Origin of the sequence: Clostridium sp. CS001 (assembly GCF_020443565.1) — a bacterium.
In the GTDB taxonomy this organism is placed as follows: domain Bacteria; phylum Bacillota; class Clostridia; order Clostridiales; family Clostridiaceae; genus Clostridium_AD.
Window position 1 is genome coordinate 72,125 of sequence record NZ_JAIZZN010000010.1, and the last position, 17,704, is coordinate 89,828.

The 17,704-nt window shown below is 33.1% G+C and carries 17 protein-coding genes; 13 read left to right on the plus strand and 4 right to left on the minus strand.

What is annotated here, in order from left to right; all coding sequences use genetic code 11:
• The first annotated feature begins 197 nt into the window (after nt 1-197).
• A complete protein-coding gene (locus LGK97_RS08990) occupies nt 198-410 on the plus strand; it encodes a heavy-metal-associated domain-containing protein (RefSeq protein ID WP_226259428.1) in 213 nt (70 codons plus the stop codon).
• A gap of 67 nt (nt 411-477) precedes the next feature.
• On the opposite strand, the gene LGK97_RS08995 is transcribed toward LGK97_RS08990, so the two are convergent.
• Complete coding sequence (locus LGK97_RS08995) at nt 478-969, minus strand: metallophosphoesterase family protein (RefSeq protein ID WP_226259429.1); 492 nt, start codon at nt 967-969, stop codon at nt 478-480.
• Nucleotides 970-1,147: 178 nt separating this feature from the next.
• Here LGK97_RS08995 and LGK97_RS09000 point away from each other — a divergent pair, with 178 nt between their 5' ends.
• The 3 genes from LGK97_RS09000 to LGK97_RS09010 are packed head-to-tail and all read left to right on the plus strand — an operon-like array spanning nt 1,148 to nt 3,240.
• Nucleotides 1,148-1,516 carry a DUF2500 domain-containing protein gene (locus tag LGK97_RS09000; RefSeq protein ID WP_226259480.1) on the plus strand — a complete coding sequence of 123 codons (369 nt, stop codon included), beginning with the start codon at nt 1,148-1,150 and terminating at the stop codon, nt 1,514-1,516.
• 16 nt (nt 1,517-1,532) lie between these two features.
• Nucleotides 1,533-2,270 (plus strand): hypothetical protein, encoded by a 738-nt coding sequence (locus tag LGK97_RS09005; protein ID WP_226259430.1) that lies wholly within the window; start codon nt 1,533-1,535, stop codon nt 2,268-2,270.
• Nucleotides 2,263-3,240 carry a 2-hydroxyacid dehydrogenase gene (locus LGK97_RS09010; protein WP_226259431.1) on the plus strand — a complete coding sequence of 326 codons (978 nt, stop codon included), beginning with the start codon at nt 2,263-2,265 and terminating at the stop codon, nt 3,238-3,240. Before LGK97_RS09005 ends, LGK97_RS09010 begins: the two co-directional genes overlap by 8 nt.
• A gap of 106 nt (nt 3,241-3,346) precedes the next feature.
• Here the strand turns inward: LGK97_RS09010 and LGK97_RS09015 are convergent, their stop codons facing one another.
• A complete protein-coding gene (locus tag LGK97_RS09015; RefSeq protein ID WP_226259432.1) occupies nt 3,347-3,811 on the minus strand; it encodes a nucleoside deaminase in 465 nt (154 codons plus the stop codon).
• A gap of 96 nt (nt 3,812-3,907) precedes the next feature.
• Nucleotides 3,908-4,558 carry a transcriptional regulator gene (locus LGK97_RS09020; RefSeq protein WP_226259433.1) on the minus strand — a complete coding sequence of 217 codons (651 nt, stop codon included), beginning with the start codon at nt 4,556-4,558 and terminating at the stop codon, nt 3,908-3,910.
• Nucleotides 4,559-4,858: 300 nt separating this feature from the next.
• On the opposite strand from LGK97_RS09020, the gene ade reads away from it, so the two are divergent.
• The 9 genes from ade to LGK97_RS09065 all read left to right on the plus strand — a co-directional run bounded on the left by ade (nt 4,859) and on the right by LGK97_RS09065 (nt 16,528).
• Nucleotides 4,859-6,583, plus strand: coding sequence for an adenine deaminase (gene ade, locus LGK97_RS09025; protein ID WP_226259434.1), 1,725 nt, complete (start codon nt 4,859-4,861; stop codon nt 6,581-6,583).
• Nucleotides 6,584-6,637: 54 nt separating this feature from the next.
• Complete coding sequence (gene xdhA, locus LGK97_RS09030) at nt 6,638-8,917, plus strand: xanthine dehydrogenase subunit XdhA (RefSeq protein WP_226259435.1); 2,280 nt, start codon at nt 6,638-6,640, stop codon at nt 8,915-8,917.
• Between the two features lie 19 nt (nt 8,918-8,936).
• Nucleotides 8,937-9,824 (plus strand): xanthine dehydrogenase subunit XdhB, encoded by an 888-nt coding sequence (gene xdhB, locus LGK97_RS09035; RefSeq protein WP_226259436.1) that lies wholly within the window; start codon nt 8,937-8,939, stop codon nt 9,822-9,824.
• Complete coding sequence (xdhC, locus tag LGK97_RS09040) at nt 9,817-10,317, plus strand: xanthine dehydrogenase subunit XdhC (protein ID WP_226259437.1); 501 nt, start codon at nt 9,817-9,819, stop codon at nt 10,315-10,317. The genes xdhB and xdhC overlap by 8 nt, the downstream gene beginning before the upstream one ends.
• A gap of 75 nt (nt 10,318-10,392) precedes the next feature.
• On the plus strand, nt 10,393-11,742 hold the full coding sequence (locus tag LGK97_RS09045) for an NCS2 family permease (protein ID WP_226259438.1): 1,350 nt from the start codon (nt 10,393-10,395) through the stop codon (nt 11,740-11,742).
• 345 nt (nt 11,743-12,087) lie between these two features.
• On the plus strand, nt 12,088-13,299 hold the full coding sequence (locus LGK97_RS09050) for an NAD(P)/FAD-dependent oxidoreductase (protein WP_226259439.1): 1,212 nt from the start codon (nt 12,088-12,090) through the stop codon (nt 13,297-13,299).
• A gap of 20 nt (nt 13,300-13,319) precedes the next feature.
• The gene (locus LGK97_RS09055; protein WP_226259440.1) at nt 13,320-13,538 is read left to right on the plus strand and encodes a DUF1450 domain-containing protein; all 219 of its coding nucleotides are present in this window, start codon (nt 13,320-13,322) and stop codon (nt 13,536-13,538) included.
• 59 nt (nt 13,539-13,597) lie between these two features.
• Entirely contained in the window at nt 13,598-15,250 is a 1,653-nt protein-coding gene (gene hcp / locus LGK97_RS09060; protein ID WP_226259441.1) for a hydroxylamine reductase, read from the plus strand.
• A 564-nt stretch (nt 15,251-15,814) separates the two neighbouring features.
• On the plus strand, nt 15,815-16,528 hold the full coding sequence (locus LGK97_RS09065; protein ID WP_226259442.1) for a group II intron maturase-specific domain-containing protein: 714 nt from the start codon (nt 15,815-15,817) through the stop codon (nt 16,526-16,528).
• A 123-nt stretch (nt 16,529-16,651) separates the two neighbouring features.
• Here the strand turns inward: LGK97_RS09065 and LGK97_RS09070 are convergent, their stop codons facing one another.
• Nucleotides 16,652-17,683 carry a YeiH family protein gene (locus LGK97_RS09070; protein ID WP_226259443.1) on the minus strand — a complete coding sequence of 344 codons (1,032 nt, stop codon included), beginning with the start codon at nt 17,681-17,683 and terminating at the stop codon, nt 16,652-16,654.
• Nucleotides 17,684-17,704: the final 21 nt, after the last annotated feature.

Below are 17,704 nucleotides of genomic sequence, written 5' to 3' on the forward strand. Positions count from 1 at the left end.
CTACATATTTTTGTTATCAATAATTTAATTCTACAATTTTGACAGTAATTACAAGATTCCAAAGTAATTGTAGTATTAAATACATGTAGACAAAAGTAATTTAAACAAGTAATATAAAATTAAGTTGACTTATTGATTATATAATTTAAAATTAAATATATAATAGTATAGATTAACAATTGAAAGGGGAAGTTGAAATGATTAAAAAAATATATATTGATGGTATGAGTTGCGGACATTGTGTAAGTCACGTAAAGGAAGCACTATTAGATATTGGCGCTCTTAAAGTAAAAGTTGACTTAGAGGAAAAATTTGCAATAGCAGATTTTGATGATGAAGTAAGTGATAGTGATATTACACTAGCTATTGAAGATATAGGATATGAAGTTGCTGAAATAGAAGAAGATTAGTACAAAACATAAAAAAGCTTACCAGTAGTGGTAGGCTTTTTTATTTTCATATTTGTTTTTATACACCTTAATTAAAAAATTTTAATTGAACGCTTATTTTCTTATCGTATATTTCTAAAATAATATACGAATACCATGGCTCCTTTCTTTTATAAGAAGGTGAACCAGGATTTATCATGAGTACTTTGTTTTTAGTTAGAATAAGTGGTTGGTGACTGTGTCCGAAGACAATTATATCTACTTTGTCGCCACTAAATTCATCGTAAGCTCTTTGTAATGTATTTTTTGAATCACCGTGACCGTGATACAAACCAATTTTATATCCTTCTACAGGCACAATCATCTTTTCTTTTAACAAGTCTCTGATGGACCCTTTATCATTATTTCCCCATACACCAACAAAGTTTCTATGTTCCTTTAATTTTGATACCACAGTAGAGGACACATAATCGCCAGCATGAATTATCATGTCAGCTTCCTTTGATAAGTTATCTATTAGTTTAAAAAGTTTATCGCTATGTTTTTTTACATGTGTGTCAGAAAGGATTGCAATTTTCATATAACTCATCACCTTATAACAATATATTATTTTATAATTTTTAATTTCTTTATTATAACATCTTTGGTATGATTATTATATAATATATGATGAGGTGTATTTTAGAGTTACCATTTAAAATATATCTTAAACCTTATTGTATGCATGATAATAAAGTGCGGGAGGGGAAGGCATGTTTATGTTTAATATTATACAATATTTATTTCCCATTATGTTTTTTCTGGTATTTGGCATAATTATATTTACCGTAATTAAAGGTATTGGTGAATGGTCTAATAACAATAGGCAACCAGTTTTATCAGTAGATGCTAAAATAGTATCAAAGAGAGTAAATGTGTCTAACAGCAGTAATATGAATAATGGTCAGCACCATCATACTAGTAGTACATCCTATTATGTAACCTTTGAGGTAGAGAGCGGAGATAGAATGGAGCTACAAACAAGGGGTGATGAATACGGGTTATTAGCAGAAGGAGATTCTGGAAAGCTTGTGTTCCAAGGAACTAGGTATAAAAGTTTTCAAAGGAAAGTTTCAAATACTTATTAAAACATAAGGAGAAAATATGAAAGAAACAAAAGATAAGGGTTTTATTTTAGAGGAAATGGGTATAAATATAAATAATGAAAGATCTTTGCATTCGTCCATTAAGCAATGGTATGCGGTCCCAGGAGATAGGCTAGAAGTAAAAGTGGACAAATATATAATTGATTTAGTGAGAGAAGATTCCTTAATAGAAATACAAACAAAAAACTTTAGTGCTATTGGCAACAAGCTAAGACAACTAGTTAAGTATAATAAGGTTATGCTAGTTCATCCAATAGCTGTTGAAAAGTATATAGTTACAACGGAAATCTCAGAGGAGATAATTAGCAGAAGAAAGTCTCCTAAAAAAGGTAAGCTTATAGATTTATTTGATGAGTTAGTTAGGATACCTGACTTGATAGCAGAAGAAAACTTTACACTAGAAATCCTGATGACCAAAGAAGAAGAGATACGGTGCAAAGATGGGAAAGGAAGCTGGAGAAGAAAAGGGATTAGTATTAAAGATAGAAAGCTTGTAGATGTAGTTGAAAAAGTTACATTTAAAGAAAATAAGGATTTTTTAATATTTATCCCTAAAGAGCTACCACAAAACTTTACAAATAAAGAATTAGCAAAAATATTGAAGATCACCGTATATAAAGCAAGAAAAATTACTTATTGTTTTAGAAAAATGAACATTATAAAAGAGGTAGGAAAACTTAGAAATGAGATTATATTCGCGAGAGTAGATGAAACGGAGTGTGAAATATATGGATAAAAAAAAGGTCTACATAACAAGAAGAATTCCTGAGGAAGCCATAAAACTTTTACAAGAGCATTTTAATGTAGAGATTAATCCACAAGACAGAGTCTTAACAAGAGAAGAGTTGATACAAAATGTGAAAGGAAAGGATGCAGTTTTATGTGTTATAACAGATAGAGTTGATAAAGAAGTGTTTGAAGCAGCTGGAGCTAAATGCAAGATATTTGCTAACTATGGGGTAGGTTATAATAATATTGATATAGTCGCAGCTACTGAAAATAATATAATAGTTACAAATACTCCTGGAGTATTAGATGATGCTACTGCAGATCTTGCATGGACACTGCTTATGACAGTTGCTAGAAGGATAATACCAGCAGATAAATTCACTAGAAACGGTGCTTTTCAGGCTTGGGATCCTATGATGTTTCTTGGACGTGACATTACAGGTAAGACTTTGGGCATTGTAGGAGCTGGTAGAATTGGTTCTAACTTTGCAAAAAAAGCTAGAGCTTTTGATATGAAAATACTTTACACAGGACTAAGACAAAACTTTAAGCTAGAAGAAGAATTAGGTGCTATTTATGTGGACAAAGAAACACTATTAAGGGAATCGGACTTTGTTTCATTGCATGTACCACTTTTGCCTTCTACTACTCATTACATTGGTGAGAAAGAATTTTCTATGATGAAAAAAACTGCAGTTATTGTTAATACATCTAGGGGGCCAGTAGTAGATGAAAAAGCATTAATCAAAGCTCTTAAACAAGGAAAGATATGGGGAGCGGGACTTGATGTATATGAACGTGAACCAGATATTGAACCAGAACTTTTAGACATGTACAATGTTGTTTTGGTTCCACATATTGCATCAGCTACACTAGAAACAAGAACAAATATGGGGCTTATTGCAGCTAGGAATATTATTAAAGTTTTAAATGGTGAAAAACCTGATACTTGTGTTAATGAGGCGGTATTAAAATAAGATCTATATAATTACTTTCATATATAAAAAACCTGTACAAATTATGCGTACAGGTTTTTTATAACATTATTTTTATCCTAGAGTATATTATAGCTTTTGAGGATATCTAATATTGAACTCTATCCATTTTACCTTTCCATTGCTTAAACGGTTCAAGGCTATCTTCTCTGTCAATTTGTAGCACTTCAACTTGGAGCTCTGTTGCAGTGCCATTGATAACGTCATATATATATTGGTCGTCAAAATCAATATTTGCAGCATCATTTCTAGTTGAACCATAGTAAAGTTTTTTTATCTTTGCCCAATGAATTGCAGCAAAACACATAGGACAAGGTTCACAGGAAGAGTATATTTCGCAATCTGATAAATCAAACCTACCAAGTAGGCTAGAAGCTTTTCTTATTGCAGAAACCTCAGCATGGGCAGTAGGGTCATTAGTTTCAACAACTTCGTTATGAGCGCTACAAATAATCTCACCATTTCTCACAATGACGGCTCCAAACGGACCGCCAGCATTACAATTCATTCCCTTTAATGCTTCATTTACTGCAATTTTCATAAACTCATTCATAATATTACACCGCCTTATTAAAAATCCACCATAGTGGGCTAATTAAAACCATATTATATTTGTATGACAAGTAGAGAAATTCTTAAATTGTTGACATTAAGGTTTGTTTTTAATATCTATATAATTGTATATGGAGTATTTTGAAATTCCCAGAAAATTTGCCGTTTTATCCCCGGCCTTTGTAATTAAGAAGGCTCCGGCATCATTAAGAAATTGAACAGCTTCTATCTTTTGTTCTTTGCTCATAAGTGCTACTGGTTTACCAATTCTTTTTACGGATTCCTCTAACAAATCATCTAGAAGTTGATTTACATTTTGAGGGATTTTATCTACATCTTCAATATTTCCTCTTGTGGTAGTTAAAGAATCTAAGCAGTTTTTAGCTATAGTTAATTCTGTAATATCATAATTTATAGAAAAGATTCCTATGGGCTTATTGTCATTATCTCGTATATATATAGTACTTGATTTTAAAATTTTACCATCATGGGTAGTAGTAAGATAATCTAATTTATCTTCAAGTGAATTAGATAAATCAGAAACATGTTTTAGAGCATTTAAAACCACGCGTGAGGCGCTAGTGCTTGTTGTTCTATGTGTAACATCGCCATTTTCAATAAATATAATTGGATAATCTATATTGCCAGAAGATAGATCATGAATGACTACTTCGCAATTTCGCCCAAATTGAGTTGAAATACCTTTTGCCAATCTTTTTAAAAAATCTAAGTTAGAGTCATTGTTCATACAAACCTCCCCATTTATAAACTGAAATTAAAGTTAAAGAATTCCATAAATGATTTATAGATTTAGTATATCAATATTTATTTTTAAAATCAACACAATTTACAAAAATGGTTTTAGTTTGCAAAAATTTTTAGCGAAAATAAGTATAAAATTTCCATGTAAGGTAATAGAATATAAGTAAAATTATTAATTTTGCAAAAGTATTTTGAATTAAAAAAATATTTTGAAAATTCCATTGACTTTTATTTTTTATAATGGTAATGTTAAGAAATGACAGGTATATAGAGGAGAAGGTATGATATGAAAGTAAGCAAAACTAAAAACTTAATTGAGGTGGCTACAGGCAGAAAAAAAGCAGATTTAGTCATTGAAAATTGTAATGTTATTAATGTTTTCTCACAGGAAATCATATATGGTAAATTAGCTATTAGTGACGGCGTATTTATTGGTATTGGCGATTACGAAGCTGCAGAAGTAATTGATGGTGAAGGAAAATATATAGTTCCAGGTTTAATTGATTCACATGTGCATATAGAGTCATCTATGGGTTCACCATACCAGTTTGCAAGGGCAGTATTGCCAAGGGGAACCACTACAGTTATATCTGATTGCCATGAAATAGCAAATGTCAAAGGTCTTGTTGGAATTAAATATATGATTGATTCTAGTGAGAATTTACCACTAGATGTATATATTATGCTACCATCTTGTGTTCCGGCTACAGCCTTTGAAACATCAGGTGCCATATTAGAAGCAGATGATTTAGAAGAACTTATGAAGCACGAAAGAGTTCTAGGCCTTGGAGAACTTATGAATTATCAAGGGGTTGTTTTTACAGATGAAGGCATAATGAAAAAACTTGAACTCACCGACAATTATCATAAGGTAGTGGATGGTCATGGACCTATTATTAAAGAAAAGGAACTTAATGCCTACTCTTTAGCAGGTGTTAAAACAGATCATGAATGTAGTAATCATAAAGAAGTATTAGATAGACTTAGAAATGGAATATATGTTGCGATAAGAGAAGGCTCAGCGGCAAAGAATTTACTAGATTTAGTTAGTTCTGTTAATCCCTTTAATGAGCGTAGATTTACCTTCTGCACAGATGATAGGCATCCTAAGGATATTCTGCAAGAAGGACACATAGACAATAATATTAGACTTGCTATAAGAGGGGGTGTGAGCCCCATAACTGCAATTAGAATGGCAACACTAAATTCAGCAGAATGCTATGGACTTAAAAAGCTTGGTGCTATTGCTCCTGGCTATATAGCAGATTTTATAATAGTTAATAATTTAACTGATTTTAATGTTTTAAAAACCTTTAAAAAAGGCAAACAAATAAAGGATGATTGGTATACCTCTATAAAGGAAGATAAAAAACTATTGGAAATGGTAACTAACAGTGTTAATATAAAAAACTTTACACAAGAGGATTTAAAAATAAAGTTATCATCTAGCTGTGCAAAGGTAATTAAAATTATGGATCATAGCCTTTTCACAGAAAATGTAACGAGACAGGTAAATGTAGATAACAATGGATATTATATTTATAATAAATCGGAGGATATTTTGCCTATTTATGTATTTGAGAGACATAAAGGTACTGGGAATATTGGTAAAGGTTTAATTGAGGGGTATGGTCTAAAGAATGGTGCAATTGCCTCTACAATAGCACATGATTCACACAACTTAATTGTTATAGGGGATAATCCAGCTAACATTGAAATAGCTGTTCAAAAGATAATAGATATTGGCGGAGGTCTAGTCATTGTTAAAGATGGTGAAGTTAAGGGATATTTACCTTTAGATATTGGGGGTATTATGTCTAGTGAAGATTTAGAAACTGTATCTAAAGGCCATGAAAGTCTTAACAAAATCGCTATGGAGGAATTAGGAATAAGTAAAAGTGTAAATGCGTTTATGACCTTAGCCTTTATGGCATTACCGGTTATACCGGAACTGAAAATTACCGATCAGGGGCTATTTGATGTTATAAAATTTCAGCATACCAATTTATAATTATTTTAAAATGATTGTTAATTATTATTAGAAGATTATACAAGGGGGCAGAAAATGAGTATTGGGAAAAGTATTAAAAGAGTTGATGCTTTTGATAAGGTAACAGGACGTGCACAGTTTACTGATGATTTTGCATTAAGTAACACGCTTGTTGCTAAGGTTATGCACAGTACTATTGCCAATGGTATTGTTAAAAGTATTGATATTACAGAGGCTATGAAACTTGAAGGAGTAATAAAAATTGTAACTTGTTTTGATGTTCCTGACATTACATTTCCTACAGCAGGGCATCCATATTCATTGGACCCGGATCATCAGGACATTGCGGACAGGAAGTTACTTAATAAAAGAGTTAGATATTATGGTGATGATATAGCAGCTGTAATTGCGAAAGACAATGTAATTGCAACAAGAGCAATTAATCTTATAAAAGTTGAATATGAGAAATATGAAATTTTAATGACTATTGAGGCTGCTTTAGCATCAAAAGAAAAAGCAATTCATGAGGAGTATCCTGATAATATTCTTGCACATACTAGTTATGAAATTGGCAATTATGCTGAGGCTATAAAGGAAGAAGGTCTTATGGTTTTTGAAGGAGACTATGAAACTCCAGCAGTTAAACATTGCCATATTGAAAATCCGATTTCTTATGCTTATGCAGAAGGTAAAAGAATAGTTGTAGTGTCATCAACGCAAATACCTCACATTGTACGCCGTGTAGTTGGGCAAGCTCTTGGTATTGATTGGGGTAAAATAAGAGTTATTAAACCATATATAGGTGGAGGATTTGGGAATAAACAAGAGGTGCTTTATGAACCACTTAATGCATATTTAAGCCAAGTTGTCGGAGGAAGATGTGTTAAACTTGATATTTCCAGAGAAGAGGATTTCGTTAATACTCGTCTTCGTACTGCTATGAAAATTAAAATTAAAAGTTATGTGAGACCAAATGGACGATTTGTAGCAAGGTCCATAGAGATGTATGGCAACAAGGGCGCTTATGCATCTCATGGACATAGTGTAACAAGTAAATCAGGACATGCATTTAAACAAATTTATCAAGATGAAGTTGCAACTAAAGGTGATATGTATTCTGTATTTACAAATATGCCACCATCAGGTGCTATGCGGGGCTATGGTATACCACAAATTACTTTTGCTCTTGAATCCCATATTGATGATATGGCAAGAACACTAAAGATTGATCCTATCGAAGTAAGAAAACTCAATCATATGAAGATAGGATTTGTGGATAATCAGATTAAATGTAATAGTAATGGTCTTGATGAGTGCATTGAAAAAGGTAAGAAATATATTGATTGGGATAATAAACGCAAGGAGTATCAAAATCAAACAGGACCAATAAGACGCGGTGTTGGTATGGCCATATTTAGTTATGCTACAGGTGTTTATCCAATTTCACTAGAAACAGCAGGTTGTAGGATTATACTTAACCAAGATGGATCTGTTCAAGTTCAAATGGGTGCCACAGAGATAGGACAAGGGGCAGATACTGTATTTACACAAATGGTAGCAGAGATTATAGATATTCCAGTTGAAAACGTAAACATTATATCCACCCAAGATACTGATGTTACACCATTTGACACTGGAGCATATGCGTCCAGGCAATCATATGTATCAGGTATGGCAGCGAAAAAGGCTGCTATGGAGATGAAAGAAAAAATAGTGGAGCATGCGCATTTCATGCTAAAACTTCCTTTAGGTAATCTTGAACTTAAGGAGAATAATATTATTATTAAGGAAACTGGTGAAATTTTAGCTTCAGTTAAAGAGGTTGCCATGCATGCACTTTATAATACAGAAAGGTCAGTTCATATAACAGCAGAGGTAACAAATCAATGCAAATCAAATACATTCTCCTTTGGAGTATGTTTTGCAGATGTGGAAGTGGATATTCCGCTAGGTAAAATTAAAGTTAATAAGGTTATTAACGTTCATGATTGTGGCAAAGTGCTTAATCCTATGATGGCTGTAGGACAGGTACAAGGGGGCATGAGCATGAGTTTAGGTTATGGTTTAACTGAGCAACTTTTATTTGATGAAAAGACCGGTAGAATGCTAAATGATAATTTATTAGATTATAAACTTCCAACTACTATGGATACGCCACATTTAGAAGCTCAGTTTGTAGAAACTTACGATGTATCAGGTCCTTTTGGTAATAAAGCACTTGGAGAACCACCTACTATTCCCGTTGCACCTGCAATTAGAAATGCTGTGCTTTGTGCTACAGGGGTACAGTTTAATGTTGCTCCGTTAACACCACAAAGACTTGTAGAAAAATTCAAAGAGAAAAAACTGATATAAAGGTGGAGGTGAAATAACAATGTTTGATATTGAAAAATTATATGAAGCAACTTCGGTTAAACATGCCATAAAACATCTTGTAGAGGATTCTAAAGCCATAATTATTGCAGGTGGAAGTGATGTGCTTATTAGTATTCGTCATGGAAAGCTTGCTGGGTGTAGTCTTGTAAGTATTAATGGATTGGATGAACTAAGAGGAATTACGCTTCAAGAAGATGGTAGTATAAAAATAGGTGCTCTAACAAGTTTTGCACATATAACAAATAATGAAATTATCCAAAAATATATTCCAGTGTTAGGGGAAGCTGTAGATGAAATAGGAGGTCCACAATTAAGGAACATTGGCACAATTGGGGGGAACATTTCAAATGGAGTTACTAGTGCTGATAGTGCATCCACGTTATTTGCATTAAATGCTAAACTTCAAATTGAAGGACCGGATGGAGAGAGATTTATCCCTATCTCTGAGTACTATATAGGACCAGGAAAGGTTAGTCTAAAAAATGGCGAAATACTTACAGCTATATATATTACAAAAGACAATTATGAAAACTTTAAAGGTGATTATATTAAATATGCTATGCGAAATGCAATGGATATTGCAACCCTTGGATGTAGTGTAGTTTGTAAACTCAATGCACAGAAAGATAGAATAGAAGATGTGCGTCTTGCCTTTGGTGTTGCAGGTCCCATACCTATGAGATGCCCAAAAGCTGAAAAAGCTATAAAGGGACTTGAAATTTCTGAGGAAATGCTTAATATATTTGGTGAAACGGCAATAACAGAAGTGAGTCCTCGTTCTTCCTGGCGTGCATCTAAGGACTTTCGCCTTCAACTTGTTTATGAGTTAAGTAAACGAGCTTTGACGGAAGCAATAAAAAGATGTGGAGGTGTAATTAATGGCTAATAAGATTTTAAGCTGCAGGGTAAATGGTGAGGCTAAACAAATTATGATAGATGACAGAGAGTCACTTACAGATGTTTTAAGAAATCATCTTCACCTTACAAGTGTTAAAAAAGGTTGTGAGGTTGGAGAGTGTGGAGCTTGTACTGTTCTTATTAATGGTGAAGCTTTTGATTCTTGTATTTATCTTGCAATTTGGGCAGAGGGTAAAGAAATTCTTACAACTGAGGGGCTTATGGATGATGAGGGGAATATATCAGACATCCAAGAGGCATTTATTGAAGAAGGAGCTGTTCAGTGCGGTTTCTGTACTTGTGGAGCTATTATGGCATCTGTTCCTGTTCTCGATGACAATAAGGAATACACTTCTGATGAGATTAGAAAAAAACTTTCTGGTAATCTTTGCCGTTGTACAGGTTATGAGAATATATTAAATGCAGTAGGGAAGGTTAAGAAACATCGATGTGATTGTAATAACTCAAAACATGATAACTAAAACAATGTTTTAAATTTTGCTCTGTGAATAATTCATAGGGCTTAATTATAAAAAATATGTGAAGGGGGAACAAAAATGGAGCGTTTTAAGTTACAAGAGCTTGGAAGTGACGTAAGAAAGGAGGTTATTGGCGGAATAACCACATTTTTAACCATGGCATATATTATTGCAGTTAATGCAAACATTTTAGGAGAAACTGGAATGAATGTTGGGGCTGTAGTAACAGTGACTTGTTTAACAGCAGGACTAACTACAATAGCTATGGGTTTATATGCAAATCTTCCGTTTGCGTTAGCATCGGGAATGGGACTTAATGCATTCTTTGCTTTTAGTGTAGTAATTGGAATGAAAGTTCCGTGGCAAGTAGCATTAGCAGCTGTATTTATAGAAGGTATTATTTTCATTGTATTATCATTATCTAATGTGCGAGAAGCTGTAGTTACTGCTATACCAACAACCTTAAAATTGGCAGTTACCGCAGGTATAGGACTTTTCATTGCATTTATTGGTTTTGTAGATGCAGGAATTGTAGTTTCTAATGAAGCAACAAAAGTGGCTATGGGAACCTTTAGATCTCCAGCAGTACTAATAACGGTACTAGGGGTAATTATAATAGTAGTATTATCAAAGAAAAAGGTTAGAGGAGCTATATTATGGGGAATACTTGCAAGTGCAGTAGTAGCTTGGATATTTGCAATGATATCACCAGAATCGGCAGCTACTTATGGAATATCTACACCAAAAGGACTAATAAAATATGAATCAATGTCACCAATTGCCTTTCAATTAGATTTCTCATACTTAAAAGATCCAGCTAAGATTATGCAATTTGTAACAATAATGTTAACATTTTTATTTGTTGACTTCTTTGATACTGTAGGAACCTTAGTAGGAGTTGCTTCAAAGGTTGGAATGGTTGATAAAGAAGGTAGAGTAAGAAATGCTGGAAAGGCACTACTTGTAGATGCTGTTGGTACTACTATAGGAGCTGTTCTTGGTACGTCAACTGTAACTACTTATGTAGAAAGTTCAGCGGGAGTTGCAGAAGGTGCTAGAACTGGACTTGCTTCTGTTGTAACAGGAATATTATTCTTAATAGCAATGTTCTTTTCACCACTATTTATTTCAATACCAATGTGTGCAACTGCACCGGCTTTAATAGTAGTAGGGTTTTTCATGATGGAAGGTGTAACTAAAATAGACTTCAATGACTTCACAGAAGGGGTGCCTGCTTTCTTAACAATCGCAATGATGCCACTTACTTACAGTATTGGAGACGGTTTAACAATGGGAATACTTTCCTATGCAGTGTTAAACTTTATAAACAATCTATTTACTAAGGACCCTAGTAAAAAGAAAAAGGTTTCAATTGTAATTTATATATTAGCCATAATATTTATTGCTAAGTTATACTTTACTGGCTAGGAGTAATAATGGGACAATAGAAATAAAAAACAATTCGCTTTATTTTTAAGGCGAATTGTTTTTTTATAGTAGGTATCACCCATCTGTTGTTTGATTAAAGCATCGCAACAATAACAAGAAATTGTTCCTGTAGTTTCTTACACTACTACATTGAGAAGTTATAAAGGTCTTGATGTAAACTTCCAGGATACTATTACATATGTCGCTTACAGCGAATATTTTACATTGGGAGTTTTAAAAGTATTGTCTTAATACTAGTCTAATAATCAATTATAAGAATAATGCGTAGAAAAGGAGTAATAATATAATAAGAGATTAGTATTATTGGAAAGTATGGTGATAAAAATGACCAAAAGAATAGTGATTATAGGTGATGGGATAGCAGGAATTACAGCAATCAAAGCAATTAGAGAAATAGATTTTGATTCAGAGGTGTGTTTAATTGGAGAAGAAGAATTTTATCCCTATAATCGTATAAGATTATCTAAAGGCATATTTAATCAACTTGAGGGAAATAATATACTTCTTCAAAGGAAAGAGTGGTATGAACAAAATAAAATAAAAATATTAGTTAACACAAAAGTAGTAAATATAAACATCGATTGTCATGAAGTATTATTATATGATGGCAGTAAAATTAAGTATGATAAGTTACTACTGGCAAATGGAGCAAGTAATAAAATACCACCAATTGATGGTATAGGTAAGAAAGGTGTTTATACATTAAGAAATCTTAATGATGCCTTGGATATTAAAAATAGACTTAATGAAAGTAAGGAAATAATAATTGTTGGTGGAGGAATACAGGGATTAGAAACAGCTTGGATACTACATCAACATAGTAAAAAAGTTATAGTTGTTGAATTATTATCAAGGCTTATGCCTTATCAATTGGATGATAAGGCATCGGATATGTTAAAGAATATAATACAAAGCCATGGAATACAAGTATTAACTAGTACAACTGTAAATGAAATATTAGGAGACGATAAGGTAGAAGGAATTATAATAGACGAAAAAATTGAATTAAAGTGTGATATGGTTATTTACTCGACGGGAATTAAGACTAACATAGATTTAATAGGAAATACTAGCGTTCAAACAGCGAGAGGAATACTAGTAAATGACAAAATGGAAACAAGTATAAAAAACATTTATGCAGCAGGAGATATTGCTGAGTTTAATAATCAAGTTGCTGGCCTATGGAATATTGCCATAGCTCAGGGGAGAGTTGCAGGGTACAACATTACAGGTAGAGAAATAGTATATGAAAATATAACTCCGGTGACCACTTTAAATGCTTTTGGCATTTCATTATTTTCTATGGGATGCATAGATGAAACAAAGTCTACAGAGATAATAACAGATGAAGATATTAATTTAAAAGAGTATAAAAAAATATTTATAAACAATAATAACATAGTGGGTGCAATTGTAATAGGAGATACAAGAAAATCACCAATACTCAAATCAGCTATAGAAAAAGAAATAAAATTAGATGAAGTTGATTTATCTAATATATCTGTTGATGAGTTATTAGATAAACTAAAGAGATAAATAATTAGGAGGTATAAAAGGTGACAGAAATAAAATTTTGTGAAAATAACTTTACTTTTGGGACAGAGGAAACTATGAAAAAACTAAAAGAAAATTTTAGCAATGTTGATGTGTCAGCAGAAGGTTGTTTAGGATATTGTGGAGACTGTGCAGTGGGACCATATGCGTTAGTAAATGATGAAATGATACAGGCTGATACAGCAGATGAATTATTTGAGAAAATAAAAAATATTATATAAAATTAAAGGTGAAAAAGAAATTTTAAGATAAATATCATTGGTTATGAGGAGAGTGCTAAATGGAAAATTTAATGTTTTGCTACCAGTGCGAACAAACAGCTGGAGGAAAAGGATGTACCAAAAGTGGTGTTTGCGGAAAAACATCAGAAATCGCAAATTTACAAGATTTACTAGTCTATCAGTTAAAAGGAATTTCTTGCTATGTAAAACCTCTAATTGAACAAGGAAAGGTTATTGATAAAGAAATAGTAAAATTTGTGGAGAATGGTCTATTTACTACATTAACAAATGTAAACTTCGATGCTGAGGTTCATGTAAAGTTATTAAGAGAATCCCAAAAAATAAAAGAATCATTAAGAGATCAAGCACCAGAAGGACAATACCCAGAGGCAGCCACTTATAATTTAAGTAATACAAAAGAAGATATGTTAAAAGACTCAGTTAAAGCTGGAATTATGTATAACCAAGAAATTGACGCTGATATTAGATCTTTAAGGTCAACGATATTATATGGATTAAAAGGTGTAAGTGCTTATGGACATCAAGCAAGGTTTATAGGATATAATAGTGACCAGGTAGACCAATTTTATTTTTTAGGACTAGAAGCTACTACAAATGATAGCTTAGTTCTTGAAGATATGATACGTATGACTATGAGAACTGGTGATATGAGTGTAGAAGTAATGCAAACCCTAGATGAGGCTAATACCACAAGATACAAAAATCCTTCACCACATAAAGTAAATGTTAATATTAAGAAAGGTCCATTTATTATAGTATCTGGACATGACTTGAGAGATTTAGAAATGCTTCTTGAGCAAACAGAAGGTAAGGGAATTAATATTTATACTCATGGAGAAATGCTACCAGCACATGGGTATCCAGCACTAAAAAAATATAACCATTTAGTTGGAAACTATGGTTCTGCTTGGCAAAATCAACAGAAAGAATTTGACGGAATACCGGGATGTATCTTAATGACTACTAACTGTTTGATGAGACCAAGGGAAACATATAAAGATAGAATATTTAGTACTAGTGTTGTGGGTTGGGACGGAGTAAAATATATTGGAGTCTCAGAAGATGGAACTAAAGATTTTACTGAAATAATAAATAAAGCACTAGAACTTGGTGGTTTTGAAAAAGATGAAGAAGAAAAAGAAATTCTAGTAGGCTTTGGACATCATGCCACATTATCACACGCCGAAACTATAGTTAATGCAGTTAAGGAAGGAAAGATAAGACATTTCTTCTTAATAGGTGGTTGTGATGGAGCAAGACCTGGAAGAAACTATTATACTGAGTTTGCTCAAATGGTTCCTGAAGATTGTATAATTCTTACTTTAGCTTGTGGTAAGTACAGATTTAACAAATTAGACTTTGGAACGGTTGCAGGATTACCAAGATTATTAGACATAGGTCAATGTAATGATGCCTATTCAGCAGTTAGAATAGCTACAGCGCTAGCTGATGCATTTGAAACTGATGTAAATTCGTTACCACTCACTATTATACTTTCTTGGTATGAACAAAAGGCAGTTGCAGATTTATTAGCACTATTATCACTTGGAATAAAAGGAATATATTTAGGACCGACGCTGCCAGCCTTTATATCTCCAAATGTATTACAACATCTAGTGGATACGTTTGACATTAAGCCAATAAGTACACCAGAGGATGATTTAAAGAGTTCACTTAAGCAAACAAATTAAAATTATAGTAAAAAGGCACACTATTTTTGATTTTGTAGTGTGCCTTGTTGTTGTGCGCCCGGCATGGACGCAATCTAATGGGTGAAAGTCCCTAGCACGGGTTAATAGTACCAAGTGCATAGCTTAAGACAAGGGTGTCCACCGTGAGGTGGAATCTAAAGGAAGTCGGCGGCAAAACTCTGGTCTGACGAACAGAAACTACATATAAGGCATATGCTTGTGGGTAAGTTTGCAACACAAAATGAAGCCCAAAACTATTCGAAACAGGCGGTGTAAATGTAGCAGATAGATGGAGTGAAAGATAGCGTTCTTACCCGGGGAGATCTGATAGGTAAGTTGTGGATATGAATTTAGAAATAACAAACCATATAGTGATGTATGGCTGAACTATCAGAAGTCAGCAGACGTCATAGTACCATGCGAAACGCGTTAGCGTGGGAAGGACTGAACAATAGGAGGTTTTGGAATTTTGAAAGATACGAGGAAATATGATAAAAGCAGACAACTTCATAAAGAAGGCTCTCTACGAGAGAATAGAGTGGAGTTCTGATAAATGGGGTATTTATGAATACAGAAGAAGGAGCACCTCAAGGTGGACCCTTGTCCCCATTATTAAGTAACATAATGTTACATGAACTTGATGTAGAACTAACAAAGCGAGGACTAAACTTTTGTAGATATGCTGATGATGCTAATATATACGTCAAAAGTGAGAAATCAGCAAATAGAGTAATGAAGAGTGTTACAAGATTTATTGAGGAAAAGTTAAAGCTTAAAGTGAATAAGGAAAAGAGCACAGTAGATAGACCTTGGAAACTTAAATTTTTAGGATTTTCGTTTTACCGAGCAAAAGGTGAATACAGAATGAGAGTTCATCAAAAACCTATAAGTAAATTTAAAGCAAAGCTAAAGGAATTAACTTCAAGAAGTAATGCGATGAGCATGGAATATAGGTTTATGAAACTTAAGCAGGTAATAGTAGGATGGGTAAATTATTTTGCTATTGCAGACATTAAAAGTATTCTCAAAACCCTTGATGAATGGTTAAGGCGAAGGATTAGAATGTGTTTTTGGAAGCAATGGAAAATGATTAAAACAAAACATGACAATCTTGTTAGATTAGGGTCGATAAATAGCAAAGCATGGCAATATGCAAACACAAGGAAAAGCTACTGGAGAATATCCAGTAGTCCTATATTATCAAAAACTTTAACTAATAAATACCTTAAAAATATAGGATTAGTTTCAATTTACGAAACGTATTCATTAAAACATTAATTTCTATTGAACCGCCGTGTACCGAACGGTATGCACGGTGGTGTGAGAGGTCGCTAAATAAATTAATTATTTAGCTCCTACTCGATTCATTTAATATGAGGTTATGAAATATAATTTGATATATTACCAAATTCCAAGGAGATGCTGCAATATAAGACTTACTGCAGTAATTCCTACCCAACAGCAAAATCCCATAATGATTGGTTTGCCGCCAGATTTTACTAGTTTCACTATGTTTGTATTTAGACCGATTGCTGCCATAGCAAGGATTATAAAGAATTTACTTAGCTCCTTGAATGGTGCAAATATTGATGCAGGAACACCAAAACCTGTACAGATAGTGGTAATAAGAGAAGCTAGTATAAAAAATATGATAAAGAAAGGAAAGATTTTTTTGAAATCTACTTTTTTACCGTCTGTATTTTTTTCTGTTTTTGTACGAATAAACGCAAGTATCAGCGTAATAGGAATAATGGCTAAAGTCCTTGTTAATTTAACAGTAACAGCTTTATCAAGGGTTGCTGAGCCTAGACTATACATATTGTCCCATGTAGAAGCTGCAGCAGTTACGGATGAGGTATCATTAATTGCTGTTCCTGCAAAGACACCAAATGCATCACCAGAAGTGTGAGAAAAACCAAGCCAAGCACCAAAGGCTGGAAACAAAATAGCAGCAAGTACATTAAAGAAGAAGATAACAGAGATTGCCTGAGCAACTTCTTCGTCGTCTGCATCAATAACCGGAGCTGTGGCAGCAATTGCAGAGCCTCCACAAATAGAAGAACCTACACCTACCAAGGTAGATATCTTTGATGGTATGTGCATTACCTTATGGAGCACAAATGCAATAACAAGTGAAGTAGTAATAGTACTAATAATAATTGGAAGCGATTGCTTTCCAGTCTCTAATACTACAGAAAGGTTTAATCCAAAACCTAACAATATAACTGCATATTGAAGAATTTTTTTTGAAGTAAATTTAATTCCCGAATCAAACTTGCTTTTATTTTTAATAAATAATGTAATAATCATGCTGACCACAATTGCAATTACAGGGCCACCAATTAGGGGAAACTTTTTGCCTAATAGCCATGATGGAATAGCAATGATCATACAAAGTGCTATTCCCATCCAATTCTTTTTAATAAAATTCATGCTTTTATCCCTCTCTTTTAT

Coding starts and splice junctions, on each gene's coding strand:
- LGK97_RS08990 (WP_226259428.1), top strand. CDS start 198: ATGATTAAAAAAATATATATTGATGGTATGAGTTGCGGACATTGTGTA.
- LGK97_RS08995 (WP_226259429.1), bottom strand. CDS start 969: ATGAAAATTGCAATCCTTTCTGACACACATGTAAAAAAACATAGCGAT.
- LGK97_RS09000 (WP_226259480.1), top strand. CDS start 1,148: ATGTTTAATATTATACAATATTTATTTCCCATTATGTTTTTTCTGGTA.
- LGK97_RS09005 (WP_226259430.1), top strand. CDS start 1,533: ATGAAAGAAACAAAAGATAAGGGTTTTATTTTAGAGGAAATGGGTATA.
- LGK97_RS09010 (WP_226259431.1), top strand. CDS start 2,263: ATGGATAAAAAAAAGGTCTACATAACAAGAAGAATTCCTGAGGAAGCC.
- LGK97_RS09015 (WP_226259432.1), bottom strand. CDS start 3,811: ATGAATGAGTTTATGAAAATTGCAGTAAATGAAGCATTAAAGGGAATG.
- LGK97_RS09020 (WP_226259433.1), bottom strand. CDS start 4,558: ATGAACAATGACTCTAACTTAGATTTTTTAAAAAGATTGGCAAAAGGT.
- ade (WP_226259434.1), top strand. CDS start 4,859: ATGAAAGTAAGCAAAACTAAAAACTTAATTGAGGTGGCTACAGGCAGA.
- xdhA (WP_226259435.1), top strand. CDS start 6,638: ATGAGTATTGGGAAAAGTATTAAAAGAGTTGATGCTTTTGATAAGGTA.
- xdhB (WP_226259436.1), top strand. CDS start 8,937: ATGTTTGATATTGAAAAATTATATGAAGCAACTTCGGTTAAACATGCC.
- xdhC (WP_226259437.1), top strand. CDS start 9,817: ATGGCTAATAAGATTTTAAGCTGCAGGGTAAATGGTGAGGCTAAACAA.
- LGK97_RS09045 (WP_226259438.1), top strand. CDS start 10,393: ATGGAGCGTTTTAAGTTACAAGAGCTTGGAAGTGACGTAAGAAAGGAG.
- LGK97_RS09050 (WP_226259439.1), top strand. CDS start 12,088: ATGACCAAAAGAATAGTGATTATAGGTGATGGGATAGCAGGAATTACA.
- hcp (WP_226259441.1), top strand. CDS start 13,598: ATGGAAAATTTAATGTTTTGCTACCAGTGCGAACAAACAGCTGGAGGA.
- LGK97_RS09065 (WP_226259442.1), top strand. CDS start 15,815: ATGAATACAGAAGAAGGAGCACCTCAAGGTGGACCCTTGTCCCCATTA.
- LGK97_RS09070 (WP_226259443.1), bottom strand. CDS start 17,683: ATGAATTTTATTAAAAAGAATTGGATGGGAATAGCACTTTGTATGATC.